This window comes from Amycolatopsis sp. M39, assembly GCF_001651785.1.
GTDB lineage: Bacteria > Actinomycetota > Actinomycetes > Mycobacteriales > Pseudonocardiaceae > Amycolatopsis > Amycolatopsis rubida.
In genome coordinates this window covers 38,280-54,943 of sequence record NZ_LWSF01000038.1, presented here as the reverse complement: position 1 = coordinate 54,943, position 16,664 = coordinate 38,280, and the positions used below count along the sequence as shown (strand labels likewise).

Annotated in this window: 15 protein-coding genes; 9 read left to right on the top strand and 6 right to left on the bottom strand. The window is 69.9% G+C overall.

The window, feature by feature from the left end:
• The first annotated feature begins 96 nt into the window (after window positions 1-96).
• The 6 genes from A4R44_RS49750 to A4R44_RS42610 all read left to right on the top strand — a co-directional run bounded on the left by A4R44_RS49750 (window position 97) and on the right by A4R44_RS42610 (window position 6,033).
• Window positions 97-1,140, top strand: a complete 1,044-nt coding sequence (locus A4R44_RS49750; RefSeq protein ID WP_067594651.1) for a hypothetical protein — start codon at window positions 97-99, stop codon at window positions 1,138-1,140.
• A 460-nt stretch (window positions 1,141-1,600) separates the two neighbouring features.
• Window positions 1,601-1,744 carry a hypothetical protein gene (locus tag A4R44_RS48690; protein WP_157905154.1) on the top strand — a complete coding sequence of 48 codons (144 nt, stop codon included), beginning with the start codon at window positions 1,601-1,603 and terminating at the stop codon, window positions 1,742-1,744.
• A gap of 63 nt (window positions 1,745-1,807) precedes the next feature.
• Window positions 1,808-2,173 carry an Hsp70 family protein gene (locus tag A4R44_RS42625; RefSeq protein ID WP_067594648.1) on the top strand — a complete coding sequence of 122 codons (366 nt, stop codon included), beginning with the start codon at window positions 1,808-1,810 and terminating at the stop codon, window positions 2,171-2,173.
• A gap of 448 nt (window positions 2,174-2,621) precedes the next feature.
• On the top strand, window positions 2,622-3,443 hold the full coding sequence (locus A4R44_RS42620; RefSeq protein ID WP_067594645.1) for a CoA ester lyase: 822 nt from the start codon (window positions 2,622-2,624) through the stop codon (window positions 3,441-3,443).
• Window positions 3,443-4,642, top strand: a complete 1,200-nt coding sequence (locus A4R44_RS42615; protein WP_067594642.1) for a hypothetical protein — start codon at window positions 3,443-3,445, stop codon at window positions 4,640-4,642. The genes A4R44_RS42620 and A4R44_RS42615 overlap by 1 nt, the downstream gene beginning before the upstream one ends.
• On the top strand, window positions 4,639-6,033 hold the full coding sequence (locus tag A4R44_RS42610) for an MDR family MFS transporter (RefSeq protein WP_067594640.1): 1,395 nt from the start codon (window positions 4,639-4,641) through the stop codon (window positions 6,031-6,033). The genes A4R44_RS42615 and A4R44_RS42610 overlap by 4 nt, the downstream gene beginning before the upstream one ends.
• Here A4R44_RS42610 and A4R44_RS42605 read toward each other — a convergent pair.
• Genes A4R44_RS42605 through A4R44_RS42580 form a run of 6 tightly spaced genes read right to left on the bottom strand, consistent with a single transcriptional unit; the run spans window position 6,026 to window position 14,319 of the window.
• The gene (locus tag A4R44_RS42605; RefSeq protein WP_067594637.1) at window positions 6,026-7,222 is read right to left on the bottom strand and encodes a CaiB/BaiF CoA-transferase family protein; all 1,197 of its coding nucleotides are present in this window, start codon (window positions 7,220-7,222) and stop codon (window positions 6,026-6,028) included. The genes A4R44_RS42610 and A4R44_RS42605 overlap by 8 nt on opposite strands.
• A gap of 27 nt (window positions 7,223-7,249) precedes the next feature.
• A complete protein-coding gene (locus A4R44_RS42600) occupies window positions 7,250-9,109 on the bottom strand; it encodes a CocE/NonD family hydrolase (protein WP_067594634.1) in 1,860 nt (619 codons plus the stop codon).
• Between the two features lie 12 nt (window positions 9,110-9,121).
• Window positions 9,122-9,922, bottom strand: coding sequence for an ATP-binding cassette domain-containing protein (locus tag A4R44_RS42595; protein WP_067594630.1), 801 nt, complete (start codon window positions 9,920-9,922; stop codon window positions 9,122-9,124).
• Window positions 9,897-11,819, bottom strand: coding sequence for a dipeptide/oligopeptide/nickel ABC transporter permease/ATP-binding protein (locus A4R44_RS42590; RefSeq protein WP_067594627.1), 1,923 nt, complete (start codon window positions 11,817-11,819; stop codon window positions 9,897-9,899). The genes A4R44_RS42595 and A4R44_RS42590 overlap by 26 nt, the downstream gene beginning before the upstream one ends.
• The gene (locus A4R44_RS42585; protein ID WP_067594691.1) at window positions 11,816-12,757 is read right to left on the bottom strand and encodes an ABC transporter permease; all 942 of its coding nucleotides are present in this window, start codon (window positions 12,755-12,757) and stop codon (window positions 11,816-11,818) included. The genes A4R44_RS42590 and A4R44_RS42585 overlap by 4 nt, the downstream gene beginning before the upstream one ends.
• 8 nt (window positions 12,758-12,765) lie before the next feature.
• Window positions 12,766-14,319: an ABC transporter substrate-binding protein gene (locus tag A4R44_RS42580; protein ID WP_067594624.1), complete on the bottom strand. Its 1,554-nt coding sequence runs from the start codon at window positions 14,317-14,319 to the stop codon at window positions 12,766-12,768.
• A gap of 114 nt (window positions 14,320-14,433) precedes the next feature.
• On the opposite strand from A4R44_RS42580, the gene A4R44_RS42575 reads away from it, so the two are divergent.
• From A4R44_RS42575 to A4R44_RS42565, 3 genes are all read left to right on the top strand, one after another.
• A complete protein-coding gene (locus tag A4R44_RS42575; RefSeq protein ID WP_067594621.1) occupies window positions 14,434-15,165 on the top strand; it encodes a FadR/GntR family transcriptional regulator in 732 nt (243 codons plus the stop codon).
• Window positions 15,162-15,998 (top strand): CoA ester lyase, encoded by an 837-nt coding sequence (locus tag A4R44_RS42570; protein ID WP_067594619.1) that lies wholly within the window; start codon window positions 15,162-15,164, stop codon window positions 15,996-15,998. The genes A4R44_RS42575 and A4R44_RS42570 overlap by 4 nt, the downstream gene beginning before the upstream one ends.
• A 102-nt stretch (window positions 15,999-16,100) precedes the next feature.
• A complete protein-coding gene (locus A4R44_RS42565) occupies window positions 16,101-16,487 on the top strand; it encodes a hypothetical protein (RefSeq protein ID WP_157905153.1) in 387 nt (128 codons plus the stop codon).
• Window positions 16,488-16,664: the final 177 nt, after the last annotated feature.

Below are 16,664 nucleotides of genomic sequence, written 5' to 3'. Positions count from 1 at the left end.
GCGGACTAGACCATGGACAATCCCCTCGACGAGCTCCGCGCCCGCGGCCCGCTCGGGCCTTGAACCGACCTCGACCTCGGACACCCCGACGGCCCAATGCGGGAACTGGCCGCCCTGCTCAGCACCGTCAGCGGGTTCACCGTCTTCGACGCTGGAATCCAGGTCTTCCACGCCGGAGAACGCGGCCTCGGCCCGGAACTGCAGCACTGGAACACCCCCGGCACCTGGAAAGACTCCTACCGCGGCCGCGCGGACGGACTGTTCTGCTTCGCCCAGGACCTCTTCGGCCGCCAGTTCGCGATCGCGAACAACCGCCGCGTCGTCGCCTTCGAACCCGAAACCGCGGACACCCGGATGCTGGGCGACCGGCTCGGGGACTGGGCTGCCTGGCTGCTGGCCGACCCCGACGACCGCGGCGCGCACGCGTTCGCCCGCGCCTGGCAAGACCGCCACGGGCCCCTGGCCCACGACCATCGTCTCGTGCCGCACCGGCTGTTCGCCTTCGGCGGCGGCTACGATGACGCCAACCTCGCCGCGGCCGACGCCGCCGCTTGCATGCGCATCCGCGGCCCCCTGTCCGCGTCCATCCACGATCTGCCCGACGGAGCACAGGTACACCTCATGGCCGACCAGCCCGACCGCGATCCCCAGCGGATCGCGTACGCGGAACTCGACGTCTTCGCCGACTACGGCAGTTTTTTCGTCCAGGACGACACCGCCCGCCCCGATGCCGCCCGCGCGTTCGTCACCGCCGTGATGAACGACCTCGTCGCCGTCACCGACGGCGCGATCGGCGTCGGCACCGCACGCCGCAGGACCCTGCCCGTCATCCTCGACGTCCGCGCCGAAACACCCGGCGACGACATCCTGGAGCTCGACGGGTGGGACCACGTCACCGAAAGCGGCCTGCGCGTCTCCAGCGGCCGGGTCGTCGTGTCCACATTCGACTACCGCCCCAAGATTCCTCGCACGGAAGTCCCGCGCGGCGACTACACTGCCCGCGTCTGCGCGAAAGGCTTCGACACCATCACCGACGACCGCATCCACGGCAACGACCTCTACCACGTGATCCTCTGGCCCGGACCGATCGTCGAACCCCGGGTCCTCAAACGCTATGCACACCTGCCGATCCCCGGTTGAACGATGTGGCGGACCTCGCGGCGTTCGCTGGCGATCGCGAGTCACCGCTGCAAATATCACGGTGACGGGTCGTGGACGCGGCGAAGGGACGGTCACCGGCTGAGAGCAACCACTGACGACACATCTTGTTCGATCAGGACTGCGATGCGCAGAAATGAAACGTACGACGTAGCGCTATTCCGCGGTTTGGTTGTCTCGAACGCAACTGGATTCTGAAAACCAGCATACACGCCGTTTAAGAGGTATCCGCAGCGCCCGTGCTGGGACGTCGGTCTTGTCTGGCGGTCTCATTGGCGGTTCGTCAGCTATTTCTGCGACTGCGGGCAGCGAGCCGCGGGAGCTTGGAGAGCAGCCGACTGAGTCACGTTGTCACCCGATCGCGTGGACCTGGCGCTCGCGTCATACGGCCGGGCGATTGCGACGTCATGTCTGTCAGACCCTGCCGCTACCCTCCCCGGTCATGTCGACGCAAGAAATCCCTCCCGCATTGCGCGGTAAATATCGACCGGTCCGCCTCGGCATTGACGTCGGCACCTATGCCACCGGCTACGCCTGGACGATCCTCGACCCGGACGGCGGCAACGGTCAGCGCGAAATCACCTAGAAGCGGTGCTGGCCAGCGCTCCGCAAGACGCTGACCCGCCTGCTGCTGGACACCAAGGGCGACGTGGTGGCCTTCGGCTACGACGCGCAGCGGAAGGGCGAACTCTGCAACGCCGGCGGCAAAGACTCCGGACTGCGTCTGGTGGAGAACATCAAGATGCTGCTCGGCCGCACGCCGGACAAAACCGTGGACGACGCGGTCACCATGGGTCGGCACGCCGACCTGCCCGAGCGCTACCTCGCCCTGTTCCTCAAAGAGGTCTACCAGCTTGCCGTGGCTGACATCGCCAAGGCCGGGTACCGCGAAAACCAGATCCAGGTCTGCATCACGGTGCCGGCTGTGTTCAGCGACCATCAGAAGCAAATGGTCCGCGAAGCGGCCTACGCCGCTGGAGTGTCCCACGACAAGGGTGCGCTGATCCTGGCGTAGGAGCCGGAGGCCGCCGCCCAAGCCGCCATGAAAACGTGACGTGGATCACTGAATGCGGAGTCGGACGTCGGAGGGCGCGCTCTTGACTGTCCACTTGAGACTGTCAAGTCGGGTCGCAGATTAACGGGACGTCGTCATCGGCCGTTAACTTCCAGGTGAAATCGCCGACATTTTTTCCGCGAGACAGCCTCGGCGCTTATTGACGAGAAGCAAATTTCTCTTCACTCATTTGGCCCTGTCGTGCTCTTCGGGAACTGCGGGACGATGGGCCCGCGAAACAGCCGATGGCGTTTCTTTCGCTGCAGAATAGTCCATTTCGGACTTCGGACGACGCAGTTCTCGATGCGCGAAGCCGGTACGGCACGTTCTTCCGCGCGCGTCGTCGATACGGCTCGCGTCCGCTGGTGTGCGCGGGAGTCAAGCGGTTTCCTGCGATGAGAGGTGCGGTATGCCCCTGGAATTCGAGACGCTGACGCATGCCAGAACGCTGCTGTCGGTCCCCGGGCATCGGCCCGACCGGTTCGGCAAGGCCGCGGTGAGCGGGGCCGACGCGGTGATGCTCGACCTCGAGGACGCGGTCGGGCCGGAGTTGAAGCCGGTCGCGCGGGCGAACGTCGACCGCTGGCTCGGCGAGGGCGGTGCGGGCCTGGTCCGGATCAACGACAGCAGCACTCCCTGGTACGACGAGGATGTCGCGATGCTCGCCGGGCACCGCGCGCCGGTGCTGCTGCCCAAAGCCTCGGACGGGGAACAGGTCGTCCGGCTGCTGGAACGGCTCGCGCCCGGCACGGACGTGATGGTACTGCTGGAGACCGGTTCCGGAATCCTGGACGCGCGCGCCATCTGCTCGGTGCCGGGAGTCGCCCGGGCGATGTTCGGCAACGTCGATCTCGCTGCCGCGATGGGAATCGACCACGCCGACCGCGGCGCGCTGGCTCCCGCGCGGTCGCAGGTAGTGCTCGCCTCGATGGCCGCGCGGCTGGCTCCGCCGATGGACGGGCTCACCACCGCCGTGCACGACGAGCAGGAGCTTCAGCGCGACGTCGACCACGCCGCGGCGCTGGGATTCACCGGCAAGCTGTGCATCCATCCCTGCCAGGTGCCCGCGGTGAACGCGAGTTACGCGCCGTCGGCGTCGGACCTGCGGTGGGCGCGTGACGTGGTCGCGTCGGCCGGCAACGGGTCGGTGACCGTTGTGGACGGTCAGCTGGTCGCGAAACCGGTGGTGGACAAGGCACGTCGGATCCTGGCCGGGCAGGCGAGGCCCTGATGACCTTGCGGAGATACCTCGACCACATCGAGGTGCGCAGCGTGAACAACTGCCCGTCGTATGTCGCCGAATGCGAAGGCGTCATCGATCCGGAATTGCTCTCGCGGGCGTTCGACCTGCTGTGCGCGCGAAATCCGGTGTTGCTCGGCCGTATTCGCGCGGACGGTGCGGGGCATCTGCTGTCGGCCGAGCAAGGGCGGCGGCTCGAACTGGTGGTGCGCCAGGGCGGGAAACCGGAGCTGCTGGAGGAGATCCATCGTCCCTGGGATTCCGCGGACCAGGTGGCGCGGCCGGTCCTCGTGCGCGGCGCGCGGTCTTCGTTCGTGGCGATCCGGCTGGACCACGCGATCGCCGACGGCAGTTTCCGGATGGGGTTGTTCACCGACCTGTGGCGACTCTACGGCGCTCTCGCCGCCGGGCGGAGGCCCGATGTCGAGCCGCGTGCCGTGCTGCCGCGTTCCCCGGTCGCGGTGCTGGCCGAACGCTTGGCGGACTTGGATTTCCCGGCCCCGGCGGGCCGGTCGGTCCCGCCGGTCTTCCGGTACCGGCTCCTGGAAAAGCGGCTTCGGCTTACCGTTGCCGAGACGCAGCGGCTGGTGACGGCGGCCAAGGCGCTCGGCACGTCGGTGCACGCGCTCATCTGCGGCGCCGTCATGGTCGCGCACCGCGACCTGTGGACCGGCAGCAGCGAAATCCCGATGATGTGCTGGGCCCCGGTGAACCTGCGCACCCGTGCGACACCGCCGATCGGCGACACCGAAACCACCAACCTGACGCTCATCCACGAGGCGGTGGTGAAGATGGCCCGGCAGGCTGATCCGGTCGTCGTCGGCCGCGAGATCAAGGCGCATCTCGCCGACGCGATCGAAAACGGCGAGCTGCCGACTGGGCCGCCGACGTGGGTGGAATCCGCTCTCGAGGAGCATTATTCGACGGTATTGATTAGCAATTACGGAGTGATGCCGCCGTTTTCGCCGCCGCCGGGTGCGCGCATCGTGGATTTCGAGACGTTGTCGCATCCGATGATCGGCCGGTACCCGAGTTATCCGGTGTACACCTACGGCGGCGAGCTGACGATCTTGGCGCGTTATCAGCGCGAGTTCTACCGTGAAGACCTCGCCGCAGAGCTGCTGGGCCGGATCAGCGACACGCTGCGCGAACTCGGGAGGACAGCGGTTCCCGCGCGGGTCGGAGAATGACTGCCACCGCCACGCGGCGCGGCTGGGACCGCGCGACGCTGATCGTGTTCCCCGGGTTCATGCTGGCGACGCTCATGGCAGGCTTGGATCAGACGATCGTCGCGACCGCGCTGCCGTCGATCGCGGCCGACCTGTCGGGGCTGAGCCACCTCGCGTGGGTGGTGACGGCGTACGGGCTCGCGGTCGGCGTCTCCACCCCGGTACACGGCAAGCTCGGCGACCTCTTCCCGCGCAAGCTGCTGTTCCAGCTGTCGGTAGCGACGTTCCTGGCCGGATCCGCGCTGTGCGGGACGGCGTGGTCGATGCCCGCGCTGATCGCGTTCCGCGTGCTGCAGGGCATCGGCGCGGGCGGGATCGTGGTGCACTCGCAGTCGATCCTCGGGGAGCTGATCCCGCCCGCGGAACGCGGCCGGTACCTGGGGTTCATGCAGTCCGCGTTCGCCGTCTCCACGGTGGCGGGCCCGTTGCTCGGCGGCGTACTGGCGGAGAATCTCGGCTGGCGCTGGGCGTTCTATGTGAACCTTCCGTTCGGTGCGCTGGCGCTGGCGGTGGTCGCGGTGAATGTGCCGCGGGGCGCGCCTCGCCGCGGTGAGGCGCGGATCGACTGGCTGGGCGCGGTGCTGCTGTCCACCGGGATCACCGCGCTGCTGCTGGTCACGGGCTGGGGCGGCCGGGAACACGGGTGGGGTTCGCCGCTGGTCCTGGCACTGGCGGCCGGTGCCGTCGTGCTGCTGACCGCGCTGCTGTGGTGGGAACGCCGGGCCCGCGAGCCGATGCTCCCGCTGCGGCTGTTCGGGAATCCGGTCGCCCGGGTGGTGTTCTCGCTGGTGTTCCTGCTCGGCTTCACCACGGTGGGACTGACGATCTTCGTGCCGTTGTTCTTCCAGCTGGCGGACCGGGTCACGCCGACCGCGTCCGGGATGCGGCTTGCGCCGCTGTGGCTGAGCTGGGCGGTCGCGTCGACCGCGGCTGGGCAGTTCGTCGCCCGCACCGGCCGCTACCGGGTACTGCCGATCACCGGTGCCGCGCTGGTGACGGCGGCGCTGGTGCTGTGGTGGCAGATGCCGGCCGGGACCGCGTACGGGGCGGAAGCGGGCGCGCTGGTGCTCGCCGGGATCGGGCTCGGGATGATCAATTCGGTGATGCTGATCGTGGTGCAGAACGCGGTGGCGGCCGGCGACATCGGGGTGGCCACCTCCACCACGACGTTCAGCCAGACCATCGGCGCGTCCAGCGGGGTCGCGGTGTTCGGGTCGGTGTTCGCCGCCGGGCTGGCCGGCGGCTACCCGGCTGCGGTGCACGGGGTGTTCCTGCTGGCCGCGGCGACCGCGGTACTCGCGCTGGCCACGGCGCTGTGCCTGCGCGAGATCCCGCTGCGGAAAGTCAGATGACGCCCTGATCGGCGAGCGCGGCGAGCTGGTCGCTGGGAATTCCGAGCAGCTCGCCGTAGATCTCCTTGTTGTGCTCGCCCAGCGCCGGGCCGAGGTGCTCGACGCGGCCGGGCGTCGCGGAGAACCGCGGCACCGGGCCCTGCACCCGCATCGAGCCGAGGTCCTCGTCGGGCACTCGCACGTGGATGCCGCGGGCCTTCAGGTGCGGGTCCTCGAGAAGTTGCGGCGCGTCGTACACCGGCGCGGCCGCGACTCCTTCCCGTCTGAAGACCGTCATCGCCTCGGCTCGGGTGTGCCGGGAGACCCATTCCGCGACCATGGCGTCCACCTCCCCGGACCGGGCGAGGCGGCGCTGCGGATCGGAGAACTCCGGGTCGTCGGCGAGTTCCGGGCGCCCGATCGCCCGGTAGACCCGCAACGCCACGGTCGGCGCGCTGCCGGACATCGCGATCCACTGCCGGTCCTTGGTCAGATAGGTGTTGCGCGGCGCGCTGACGTCCCAGCGGTTGCCGCACCGGCGCGGCACCTCGCCGAGCTGGTCGTAGGTGAGCACCGAAGGTTCGAGCATCCGGCTGAGCGGGTCGATGAGGTTGAGATCGATCAGCTGGCCGGGCGCGTCGTGCACGTCGCGGTGATACAGCGCCATCATCACCGCGTACGCCGCGGTGAGCGAGGTGACGCTGTCGGCGAGCATGAACGACGGCAGCGTCGGCGGGCTGTCCGCTTCGCCGGTGAGATGGGCGAATCCGCTCATCGCCTCGCCGAGCGTGCCGAAACCGGGCCGGTCGCTGTCCGGCCCGTCGAGGCCGAACCCGGTGACGTGCACCATGATCAGCTTCGGATAGGCGGCGTGCATCGTGGCGTAGTCGAGGCCCCAGCCGCGCAGGGTGCCCGGCCGGGTGTTCACGACGAGCACGTCAGCCTGGCCGGCGAGCTGGCGCAGGAGGTCCTGCCCTTCGGCGGTGCGCAGGTTGAGGGTGACGGATTTCTTGTTGCGGCCGACGCTTTTCCACATCAGCCCGGTGCCGTCCTTCCGCCTGCCCCAGTCCCGGATCGGGTCTCCGGAGCCGGGTCGTTCGACCTTGATCACTTCGGCGCCGTGTTCGGCGAGGTAGGTGGCGGCGAGCGGGGCCGCGGCGAGGGTGGCGGCGTCGAGCACGCGGACGCCGGACAGCAGGGACTCGGGCATGCGAAAGTCCTCCGTTGAGATCGGGGGTCAGAACTCCAGTGGGAGATGCCAGGTTTTGCCGAAGATCTCGGCGCCGTCGACCGCTACGGTCGCGTGCGCCCACAAGACCGCCCGATCGCAGCGGATCGTGACGGCGACGACGACGTGTTCGCCGGTGTTCGCGGTGATCGCCGTTTCGTGCTCGGCCGTGGCGAAGCTCGCGCCGGGATGCGCGGCTTCCACGGCGGCCCGCAGGTCCGAGCGCGCCCGGATCCGATGACCGTCCGCTGTGGTCACTTCGGGCGGACGCCCTGAGGTGATCGCCACCTCGGCCCGGTCGCGGACCGGATCCCTGGTCAGGCTCCAGCTGCCGGACGGCCGGACCCGCGTCGCGGGCACGCTGACCTCGGCCGGGACGCCGAGGTCTTCGGCGACCGCCGGGACCGCGAGTTCCAGCCCGGACAGGGTGAACGGTTCCGGCTGCGGCAGCGGGACCAGCCGGGGGAAGTCCGAATCGCTCACCGTCACCCGTAGCCGGTGTCCGGCCGGGACGCGATAGGCGGTGGCGCGCAGGCGGATCCGGTATTGCCCGGTCGCTTCGGCCGGGCAATGCACGCCGGCGACGATGAACTTCGAGCGCCCGTCGGGGTCGACGTCGGCCAGCCGCACCACGATCCGCTCCGGCGCGCCCTCGGAGATCCCGACGACGACCTCCGGCCGTCCGCACAGCACCAGGTCGCCGGAAAGCGGGCGGCTGTTCGCCATGACCGAGCGGACATCGTCGTCGTGCTGGTCGACCGGAAGACCGTAGCCGGGGCTGGGGAATCCCCACAGGCCGCTCAACGCGCCGCTCGTCGGGTCCGGGTCGTAATGCGCGGTGAAGGCGTCGGCCGGTTCTTCGGCGAGCACGGCGTCCGCGCCGGCGACGAGGACGAGTTCGTCCTTCTGCGGAGGCCAGGTCTCGTAGTGGCGCCATCCGTCGCCCTGCACGTAGACGGACACGGGCGGTTCGTCGGGCGGTGCCGGGTCCGCGCCGCGCAGCCAGCGATCCCACCAGGACAGCGCCTTCGGCAGGAAGTCCATTGGCTCGTAGGGGGAATCCTGGGGCATGGCGTGCATCCACGGGCCCATCAGCAGTTGCTTGGCGCCCGGCAGCTGCTCGTAGAGCCGGGTGATCGCGTCGGCGTACGGGTCGCGCCACCCGCCGACGCAGAAGGCGGGCACGGTGATCGAATGCGGATCGAGCACCCGGTCAGCGAGGGCCGGATCGGCGGGACCGTGCCGGGCGAAGTCGAGCAGGAACGGCTCCACCTCGTACATCCGGGCGTGCCAGCGGCGCCGGGCCTCGACCGTGTCGTATCCGGTGAGCGGCGGCAGCAGCTGCTCGACGAGCATCGACGCGCTCCAGTACACCCGCTGGTGCAGATCCGCCCGGGCGCCGTCGTGGTCGAAGGCGTCGCGCGACGGGTCGAGCGGGCCCATGATCGCGATGAGCGCTTTGAGCCGAGGGTGGTCGAGCGCGGCGGCGCGCATCGCGGTGACCGCGCCGTACGAGATCCCCCACGCCCCGAGGTCGCCGGTGCACCACGGTTGCGCGGCGGCCCAGTTCATCGCGGCGAGGGCGTCTTCGCCTTCCTCTGCGGCGAATTTCGGCCGGGGCAGGCCGTCGGACGCCCCGGTGCCGCGCAGATCGACCAGCACACAGGCGTAGCCTCGTTCGGCGAACCACCGCATCGTCGCTTGCTGATGAGTGCCGACCAGCAGGTCCTTCCGGTAGGGCTGGAGTGTGAGCAGCGCCGGCGCCGGGACGCCGGCCGGACGGAAGACGTCGGCGGACAGGGTGACGGCGGGGTCGGTCGTCGGGATCCTCTGGTCACGGAGGACCTCGACGTCGTACGGTTTGGGCAAGGGGGCCTCCGGTCAGTGCTGGGCTTCGACGATGGTGCGCGCGTTCGGGTTGGGGACCGGCACCGCGGCGAGCAGGGAACGGGTGTAGGGATGACCGGGCCGGTCGGTCACGTCGGCGGCCGGCCCCTGTTCGACGATCCGGCCCTGGCGCAGCACCGCGATCCGGTGCGCCATGTGCCGGACGACGTCGATGTCGTGCGAGATGAACAGATAGCTCAGGTCGTGGCGCTCCTGCAGCGCGAGCAATAGGTTCAGGATCTGCGCCTGCACCGACAGGTCGAGCGCGCTGGTCGGCTCGTCGCAGACCACGAGGCGCGGTTCGACGATCAGCGCCCGGGCGATCGCGATCCGCTGTCGCTGCCCGCCGGAGAACTGCGCCGGATACCGGTTCGCCGCGCCGCGCGGCAGCCCCACCTCCTCCAGCGCGGCCGCGACCCGGGCGGCGCTGTCGGCGCGGCTCGCGGACCGGGCGTGCACCCGCAGCGGTTCGGCGAGCGTGCTCCCGACGGTGCGCGACGGGTTGAGCGAACTGTACGGATCCTGGAAGACGATCTGCAGTTGCCTGCTCAGCGCGCGCCGCCTGCGTTCGGTGCGGTGCGTGATGTCCTCGCCGCGGAAGCGGATGCTGCCGGACGCCGGACGCAGCAGGCCCAGCACGGCGTGCCCGAGCGTCGATTTTCCGGAGCCGGATTCGCCTACCAGGCCGAGAGTGCCGCCGTCGTCGAGGGCGAGGCTGACTCGATCGAGCGCGGTGCTCCGGCCGAACGCGACGGTGAGATCGCGGACCTCAAGCAGTGATTTCGGCTCGGTCATGGTCACCTCCCGAGGCCGGCGCGAGATCATGGTGGATGCAGCGCGTGCGATGCCCCGGCACCGGTTCGGCGACCGGGACGACGGCGGCGCACTCGGCCGTCGCCAGCGGGCACCGCTGCCGGAAATGGCAGCCAGGCGGCCAATTCCCCGGTTCGGGCACCGTGCCCGGGATCGTCGTCAGCGGCTGCCGGGGCGTGCCGCGGCGGGGGAGCGCGCCGAGCAGGCCCGCGGTGTAGGGATGCCGCGGCGACTCGAACAGTTCGGCGACGGCTCCCGATTCCGCGATCTGCCCGGCGTACATGACATACGCCCGGTCGCACACCTCGGCGATCACGCCGAGGTCGTGGCTGATCAGCAGCACCGCCATGCCGTTGGCGCGCTGCACGTCCTTCAGCAGGCGCAGGATTTCCGCTTGCACGGTGACGTCGAGCGCGGTGGTCGGCTCGTCGGCGATCAGCAGCTCCGGCGATCCGGCCAGTGCCGAGGCGATCAGCACGCGCTGTGCCATCCCGCCGGACAGCTGGTGCGGATACTTCGCCGCGACCGTCTCCGGCTCCGGGAGCCGGACGTCGGCGAGCAGTTCGAGAGTCCGCGCGCGGACGGCGCGGCCGGTGCGCCCGGTGTGGCGGCGCACCAATTCGTCCACCTGCTTGCCGACCGGCGCCGTCGGGTCGAGGCCGTTCATCGGGTCCTGGGCAATCAGCGCGATCCGCGATCCGCGGAACTCCTGCCAGCCCTTGCCGTCCAATGCGGACAGATCGGTGCCGTCGAACCACACTCCGCCGCCGAGGATCCGCGCCCCGGCCGGGAGCAAATCGAGAATTCCGCGCCCGGTCAGGGATTTGCCGCACCCGGATTCGCCGACCAGCCCGACGGTCTCGCCGGGGTGCAGGTCGATGCTCAGCCGGTCGACCGCCGTGGTGAACCCGTCCTGGCCGGGCAGCCCGACGGTGAGGTCCCGCACGGCGAGCAGCGCCGTCGAGTCCGGCCGCGGTGCGGGTTCCCGCACCGCGGCGCGGGTGCGGCCCTGAGCGCTGCGGGCCCGCCGGTCGGCCGCTGTGTCGCGGCCGGCGTCGCCGAGGAGCCCGAAGGACAGCACTGCGAGCCCGATCACGAGGCCGGACGGCACGAGCAGCCACGGCTGCTGGGCGATCACCGTGGACGCGTCCGCGACCAGGTTGCCCCAGGCCGGAGTGGGAGCCTGGACGCCGAGGCCGAGGTAGCCGAGCCCGGTTTCGGCGAGCAGCGCGCCGCCGGCGAACAGCGAAGTCTGCACGATGATCGGCGCGCTCACCCGCGGCAGCACGTGGCGCACCATGATCGTCCGGTCCGGCAGCCCGAACGCGCGGGCCGCGGTGATGTACAGCTCCTGCCGCACAGTCAGCGTCGCCCCGCGCACCACTCGGGCCAGCGACGGGAAGCCGAGGACGCCCACCGCGATCATCGCCGCCGTTTCGTTGCTGCCGACCACCGCCAGGACGACCAGCAGGGTGACGATGACCGGGATCGCCAGCACGATGTCGGTGATCCAGGACAGCACCCGGTCGACCCACCCGCCGGCGAAGCCCGCGAGCAGCCCGGTCGTCACGCCGAGCACCAGTGCGGTGAGCACCGCTTCGGCGACGCCGGAAAGCGTGACGCGGCCGCCGTAGATCACCCGGGACAGCACGTCGTGGCCGAGCTGGTCGGTGCCGAGGGGGTGGATCAGGCTGGGTCCGGACAGGACGTGGTCGAGGTCGGTCGCGACCGGGTCGTACGGAGCGAGCAGCGGCGCCGCGATCGCGGCCAGCGCCATCAGCAGCAGGTAGCCCGCGGCGAAGACGAACAGCGGGGTCCGCAGCGCTCGCCGCCGTGCTCCGGCGACCGGCTGAGGCTGAGTTTCGGCCAGAGTCGTCATCGCACCCGCACCTTCGGGTCGAGCCAGCCGTAGGCGAGGTCCACCAGCAGGTTCACCACGACCACGACCAGTGTGAAGGTCACCGCCACCGCCTGGATGGCCGGAACGTCGTGCTGGGTCGCGGACTGCACCGCCAGCCCGCCGAGCCCCGGCATCGCGAACACGGCTTCCACCAGCACAGTTCCGTTGAGGAGGCTGACGAACACCAGCCCGATCACGGTCACCACCGGGATGGCCGCGTTGCGCAGCGCGTGCCGGAACAGGATCGACCGTTCGGAGGCGCCGTTGGCGCGCAGGGTCACCACGAAGTCGCGGCTGAGCGTGTCGAGCAGGCCGCTGCGGGTCTGTTTCGCGATGGCGGCGGTGCCGTGCACGGCCAGCGCGGCGACCGGAAGGACCAGCCCGGTCGTCCAGCCGCCCGGCGATTCGGCGAACGGGGTGTAGCCCGTCGCGGGAAGGATCCGCAGCGTTACCGCGAAAATGGTCACCAGCACCAGCGCGAGCCAGAAGCTGGGCAGCGCGAACCCGGCCAGCGACAGCACGTCGACGATCCGGCCGAGCGGCCCGCCGCGGATCGCGCTCAGCGAGCCGAGCGCGATTCCCAGCGCCGCCGCGACGACGGTGGTCACGACGATCAGCGACAGGGTGACGCCGAGCCGGGTGCCGATCTCGGCTCCGACGTCGAGGCCGTTGATCGGCGAAACCCCGAAGTCGCCGTGCAGCGCGTTGGTGAGCCAATGCCAGTACTGCACGGGCAACGACTGGTCGAGCCCGAGCTGCGCGCGCAGCCGGGCATAGCCCTCGGGCGTGTAGTTCTCGCCGAGGACGGCCCGCGCGGTGTCGCCGGGGGCCAAGTGCTGCAACAGAAAGGTCAGCCAGCTCACCGCGATCACCAGCGGGACCGAGATGAGCAGGCGGCGCAGGATCAGCGCACGCATCGACGCACTCACCTCCCGCCCGCCGGACGCCATTCGACCGGGTTCGCGACTGGTTCGCCGGGCGACACCCGCACGTTCGTCACGCCGGCGCGGGAGAAGTAGAACAGCGGAGAGAACGTGACGGTCACGAACCAGCCCTGGTCGACGACGCGGCTGATGATCTGCCGGTCGAGCTGGGCCCGCTGGTCCGGCGGTGCGGCGGCGGCTTCGGCGTAGCGCGCGGTCAGGCCGGGATCGTCGCTGTCGAACGGATTGTAGAAGCCGCCCGGCCGCAGCAGCACCTGCGCCATCTGGTGGGTGGTGAGGCTGCCGAAGGCGATTCCGAACGCGCCCCATTTCTTGCTGCGCATGTCCTGCTGGTACTTGGTGGTGTCCGCGTCGTTGGTCAGCTCAAGCGTGACGCCGACCTGTTTGAGGTCGTCCGCGATCGCCTGCACGACGAGATTCGAGCTGGCCGCCGAAGTCGTCAGCGCGGGAAGCGCGAAACCGTTGGCGTAGCCCGCTTCCGCGAGCAGCTGCCGGGCTTTGGCCGGGTCGTGCTGGTAGACGGTCTTCTGGACGGAACCGTCCCGGCCGGGAAGCTGGATCTGCTCGGTGGGCGTGCCGTATTCGCCGAACAGCGCTCGGGTGATCTTCTGCCGGTCGACGGCGTAGTTGAGCGCCTGCCGCACCCGGGGGTCGCGCAGCGCGGGGACCACGGTGCCGGCGCGGTCGGCGAGAACGAGGCCCATGAACGTGAAGGGGGCGTAGGCGACGTTCAGCCCGGCGGCCTTCGCTGAGGCGACCGTGGTGTAGTTGCCGCCGATCACGTCGACCTGGCCGGTCTTGATCGCGGCGAGCGCGGTGTTCGGATTGGGGATCACGCGGACGACCACTTTCTGGTAGTGGACGTTCGCCTTGTCCCAGAACTGCGGATTGGCGGTATAGGTGTAGCGGTCGTTCGGCACGGTCGCGGCGGGGTCGAGGACGAACGGACCGGTGCCTTGGGTCTGCTTCGCCAGCGTGGCTGGGTCCGCCAGCGCGCGGCCGCTGATCAGGCCCGGCATCGTGTCCTGGCTGAGCACTGTCGGCAGGTCCGGATTCGCAGCGGTGAGCGTGAGCCGGATGGTGAGCGGGTCGACCACGGTGACTGTCGCGTCCTTGGCGACTTTGCCCGCGGTGCCCACGCCGACCTTGCGCAGGTAGTCGAAGTTGGCCTTCGCCGTGTCCGCGGTGAGCGGCGAGCCGTCGGAGAACCGCACGCCCGCGCGCAGGTGCAGCTCGAAGACTTTGTTGCCCGTGCCGACGTAGTTCCAGGACGTCGCGAGCCGGGGTTTGAGCGCGCCGTCCTGGTCGCGATAGATCAGCGGGTCGTAGGCGAGGAAAAGAAACGCCTGGCCGTTGCCGGTGGTCTTGGCCGGGTCGAGGCTCGGCGGCGCGGCGGAGAAGCCGACGGTGAGGGTCCCGGATTCATCGGAAGCCTGGGAGGTTTTGGCGGCACAACTAGCTGTGATGAGAACGGTGACCGCGCTGATCGCGACGATCTTCGCTGGACAATAAGGGAACTTGGAGAGGCGAGGCATCGCGGGTGACCTCCAACGGCGTTGTTGGAATCTTAAACCTGGAAGGTTTCATGCTACGCTACGACGCGATCCGAAACCGGGTCAAGTAGCTTGTGCGGATGCGGGGGTGCGTGGATGGCTGACGCGGGGCGGATCACGACGCGGCCGACGGCCGCCGAGACGATGGTGAGCCACATCCGGGACCAGATCCTGTCCGGCGAGCTGAAGCCGGGCTCGCGGCTGCCGCCCGAGACTGAGCTGTCGTCGCACTACAACGTGGGCCGCAACGCCGCGCGCGAAGCGTTGCGAGCGCTTGCTGCCCAGGGCCTGCTGGAGATCCGGCGCGGAGTCACCGGAGGAGTGTTCGTCACGATCCCGAGCCCGGAGCACGCGGCGGAAACTCTGTGGGCGAACCTGGCCATGCTGACCGACGGCGCGCACCTGAGCTTCCCGCAGCTGGTCGAGGTGCGGGAACTGCTCGAGGTGCCCGCCGCGGAGATGGCCGCCGCCCGGCGCACCGAGGAACAGGTGTCGGCGTTGCGGAGAACCCTGTTCGATCCGGCTTCGGTGGACCCGATCGGCGTGTTCGTCACCAACCGGGATTTCCATTTCGCTGTTCTCGACGCGGCGCACAACCCGTTGCTGAAGCTGGTGGCGGAACCGATTTTCCGCACGATCGAGGAGCGGTTCCTGCGCGAGCGCGCGCCGCGCCGCTTCTGGTACAACGTGGACCGGCAGCATCGGGAGGTGCTGGAGTGCATCGAACGGGGCGACCGGGCCGGTGCGCGGGAGGCGGCGCGCGAGCACGTGCGGTTCTTGAGCGGGGTGTACGAGAAGCTGGATCGCGATCTGGTGGACCCCGCGTGAGCGCGGAGGGTTCCGTGGCCGCGCTCTCCGCCGCCCGCGCCTTGCTGTTTGTTCCCGGCGACCGTCCGGACCGCTTCGCGAAAGCCGCCGCGAGCGGAGCCGACGGCATCGTCCTGGACTTGGAGGACGCCATCGCGCCTGCCCGCAAAGCGCTGGCGCGCAACGAGGTCCGGAACTGGCTCCGGGCGGGCGGTCGCGGGATCGTGCGCATCAACCCGGTCGGTTCGCCGTGGTACGAGGAGGATGTCCGCGCGCTTGCCGGCATGGCCTGCCCGGTGCTGTTGCCGAAAACCTCCTCCAGCGAGCAGGTACGTGCCTTGCTCGACCTTCTGCCGCCGGGTTGTTCGGTGGTCGCGTTGCTGGAGACCGCAGCGGGAATCCTCAATGCTCCGGCGATCTGCGCGACTTCCGGTGTGGTGCGGGCAGCGTTCGGCAACGGCGACCTCGGCGCCGAACTCCGCCTGGACCCGGCGAACCGCACCGGTCTGGCCACGGCTCGGTCGACGGTAGTGCTGGCTTCAGCGGCCGCCCGGCTCGCTCCGCCGCTGGACGGGGTTACGCTGTCCTATGCGGACAACGCCGCGCTCGAGTCCGACCTGCGGCACGCGCTGGACCTGGGCTTCGGCGGAAAGCTGTGCATCCACCCCGGCCAGGTTCCCCTGGTGCGCAAGGCGTTCGCCCCGAGTCCGGCCGAGGTCCGCTGGGCGCGCGACGTCGTGAACGCCGACCGCGACGGTTCGGTCACGACGGTCAACCAGACCATGATCGACCGCCCGATCCTGGACCGGGCCAAGCGAATCCTCGCCGAGACGGGGTTCTCGCAGCGCGGGTGATCTCGGAGGCACATCGAGGACTGGCTGCGCACCGGCGACTGGCAGGCCGTGCTGCGCGCGGTGCCGCCGCGAGCGACCCGGCAACCCTTCGCGATCATGCACATGGGCCACGTAGGGCTGGCGCTGGACCCGCCCTACGCGCCGCAGCGCGTGCCGATCGTCTTCGATCCGCTCCAGCTGCAGCGCGTCGAACCCGGTCTCCGCCGTGCGGTCACCGCGGCGAAGGCTTCGCCGCCCACCGCACCGTGGTCGATGGCCCGAAGCATCGCCGACGTGCACCGGTTCCTCGCCGCTCGGCCCTGGCCGATCTCGCGGCCTGGTCCCACCAAGGACGAGGCCGAAGCGCAGATGGCCAAGCACCGCGCCGATTTTCTGGCACGTCCCCGGTACATGCGGCCCGACAGTCACAATCTCCACGTCAGCGAGGAACATTGGCGCCCGCATGGTCCTGAGGAGGAGAACGACGGGGACGACGCCGGTGCCGAGTGAGCGCGGTGTCGGATCAGCCGCGCGCACGGCGAAATCCTGTGCTTCTGCGGACAGGATCGGGTGTGCCGCTTCGGCGTTCCGCCCGACGAACCGTGCACGCACTGCCCCCGCTCGAACACGCGAACTCCCGGACAGGCACGCTGGTGGCCGGGTGGTTCGCGTTCGTCCGCGGTCTCG

Excerpts from the sequence above, each read along its gene's own strand:
- A4R44_RS48690 (WP_157905154.1), top strand. The coding sequence starts at position 1,601 with ATGTCGACGCAAGAAATCCCTCCCGCATTGCGCGGTAAATATCGACCG.
- A4R44_RS42565 (WP_157905153.1), top strand. The coding sequence starts at position 16,101 with ATGGGCCACGTAGGGCTGGCGCTGGACCCGCCCTACGCGCCGCAGCGC.
- A4R44_RS42590 (WP_067594627.1), bottom strand. The coding sequence starts at position 11,819 with ATGACGACTCTGGCCGAAACTCAGCCTCAGCCGGTCGCCGGAGCACGG.
- A4R44_RS42585 (WP_067594691.1), bottom strand. The coding sequence starts at position 12,757 with ATGCGTGCGCTGATCCTGCGCCGCCTGCTCATCTCGGTCCCGCTGGTG.
- A4R44_RS42580 (WP_067594624.1), bottom strand. The coding sequence starts at position 14,319 with ATGCCTCGCCTCTCCAAGTTCCCTTATTGTCCAGCGAAGATCGTCGCG.
- A4R44_RS42615 (WP_067594642.1), top strand. The coding sequence starts at position 3,443 with ATGACCTTGCGGAGATACCTCGACCACATCGAGGTGCGCAGCGTGAAC.
- A4R44_RS42575 (WP_067594621.1), top strand. The coding sequence starts at position 14,434 with ATGGCTGACGCGGGGCGGATCACGACGCGGCCGACGGCCGCCGAGACG.
- A4R44_RS42610 (WP_067594640.1), top strand. The coding sequence starts at position 4,639 with ATGACTGCCACCGCCACGCGGCGCGGCTGGGACCGCGCGACGCTGATC.
- A4R44_RS42620 (WP_067594645.1), top strand. The coding sequence starts at position 2,622 with ATGCCCCTGGAATTCGAGACGCTGACGCATGCCAGAACGCTGCTGTCG.
- A4R44_RS49750 (WP_067594651.1), top strand. The coding sequence starts at position 97 with ATGCGGGAACTGGCCGCCCTGCTCAGCACCGTCAGCGGGTTCACCGTC.
- A4R44_RS42605 (WP_067594637.1), bottom strand. The coding sequence starts at position 7,222 with ATGCCCGAGTCCCTGCTGTCCGGCGTCCGCGTGCTCGACGCCGCCACC.
- A4R44_RS42595 (WP_067594630.1), bottom strand. The coding sequence starts at position 9,922 with ATGACCGAGCCGAAATCACTGCTTGAGGTCCGCGATCTCACCGTCGCG.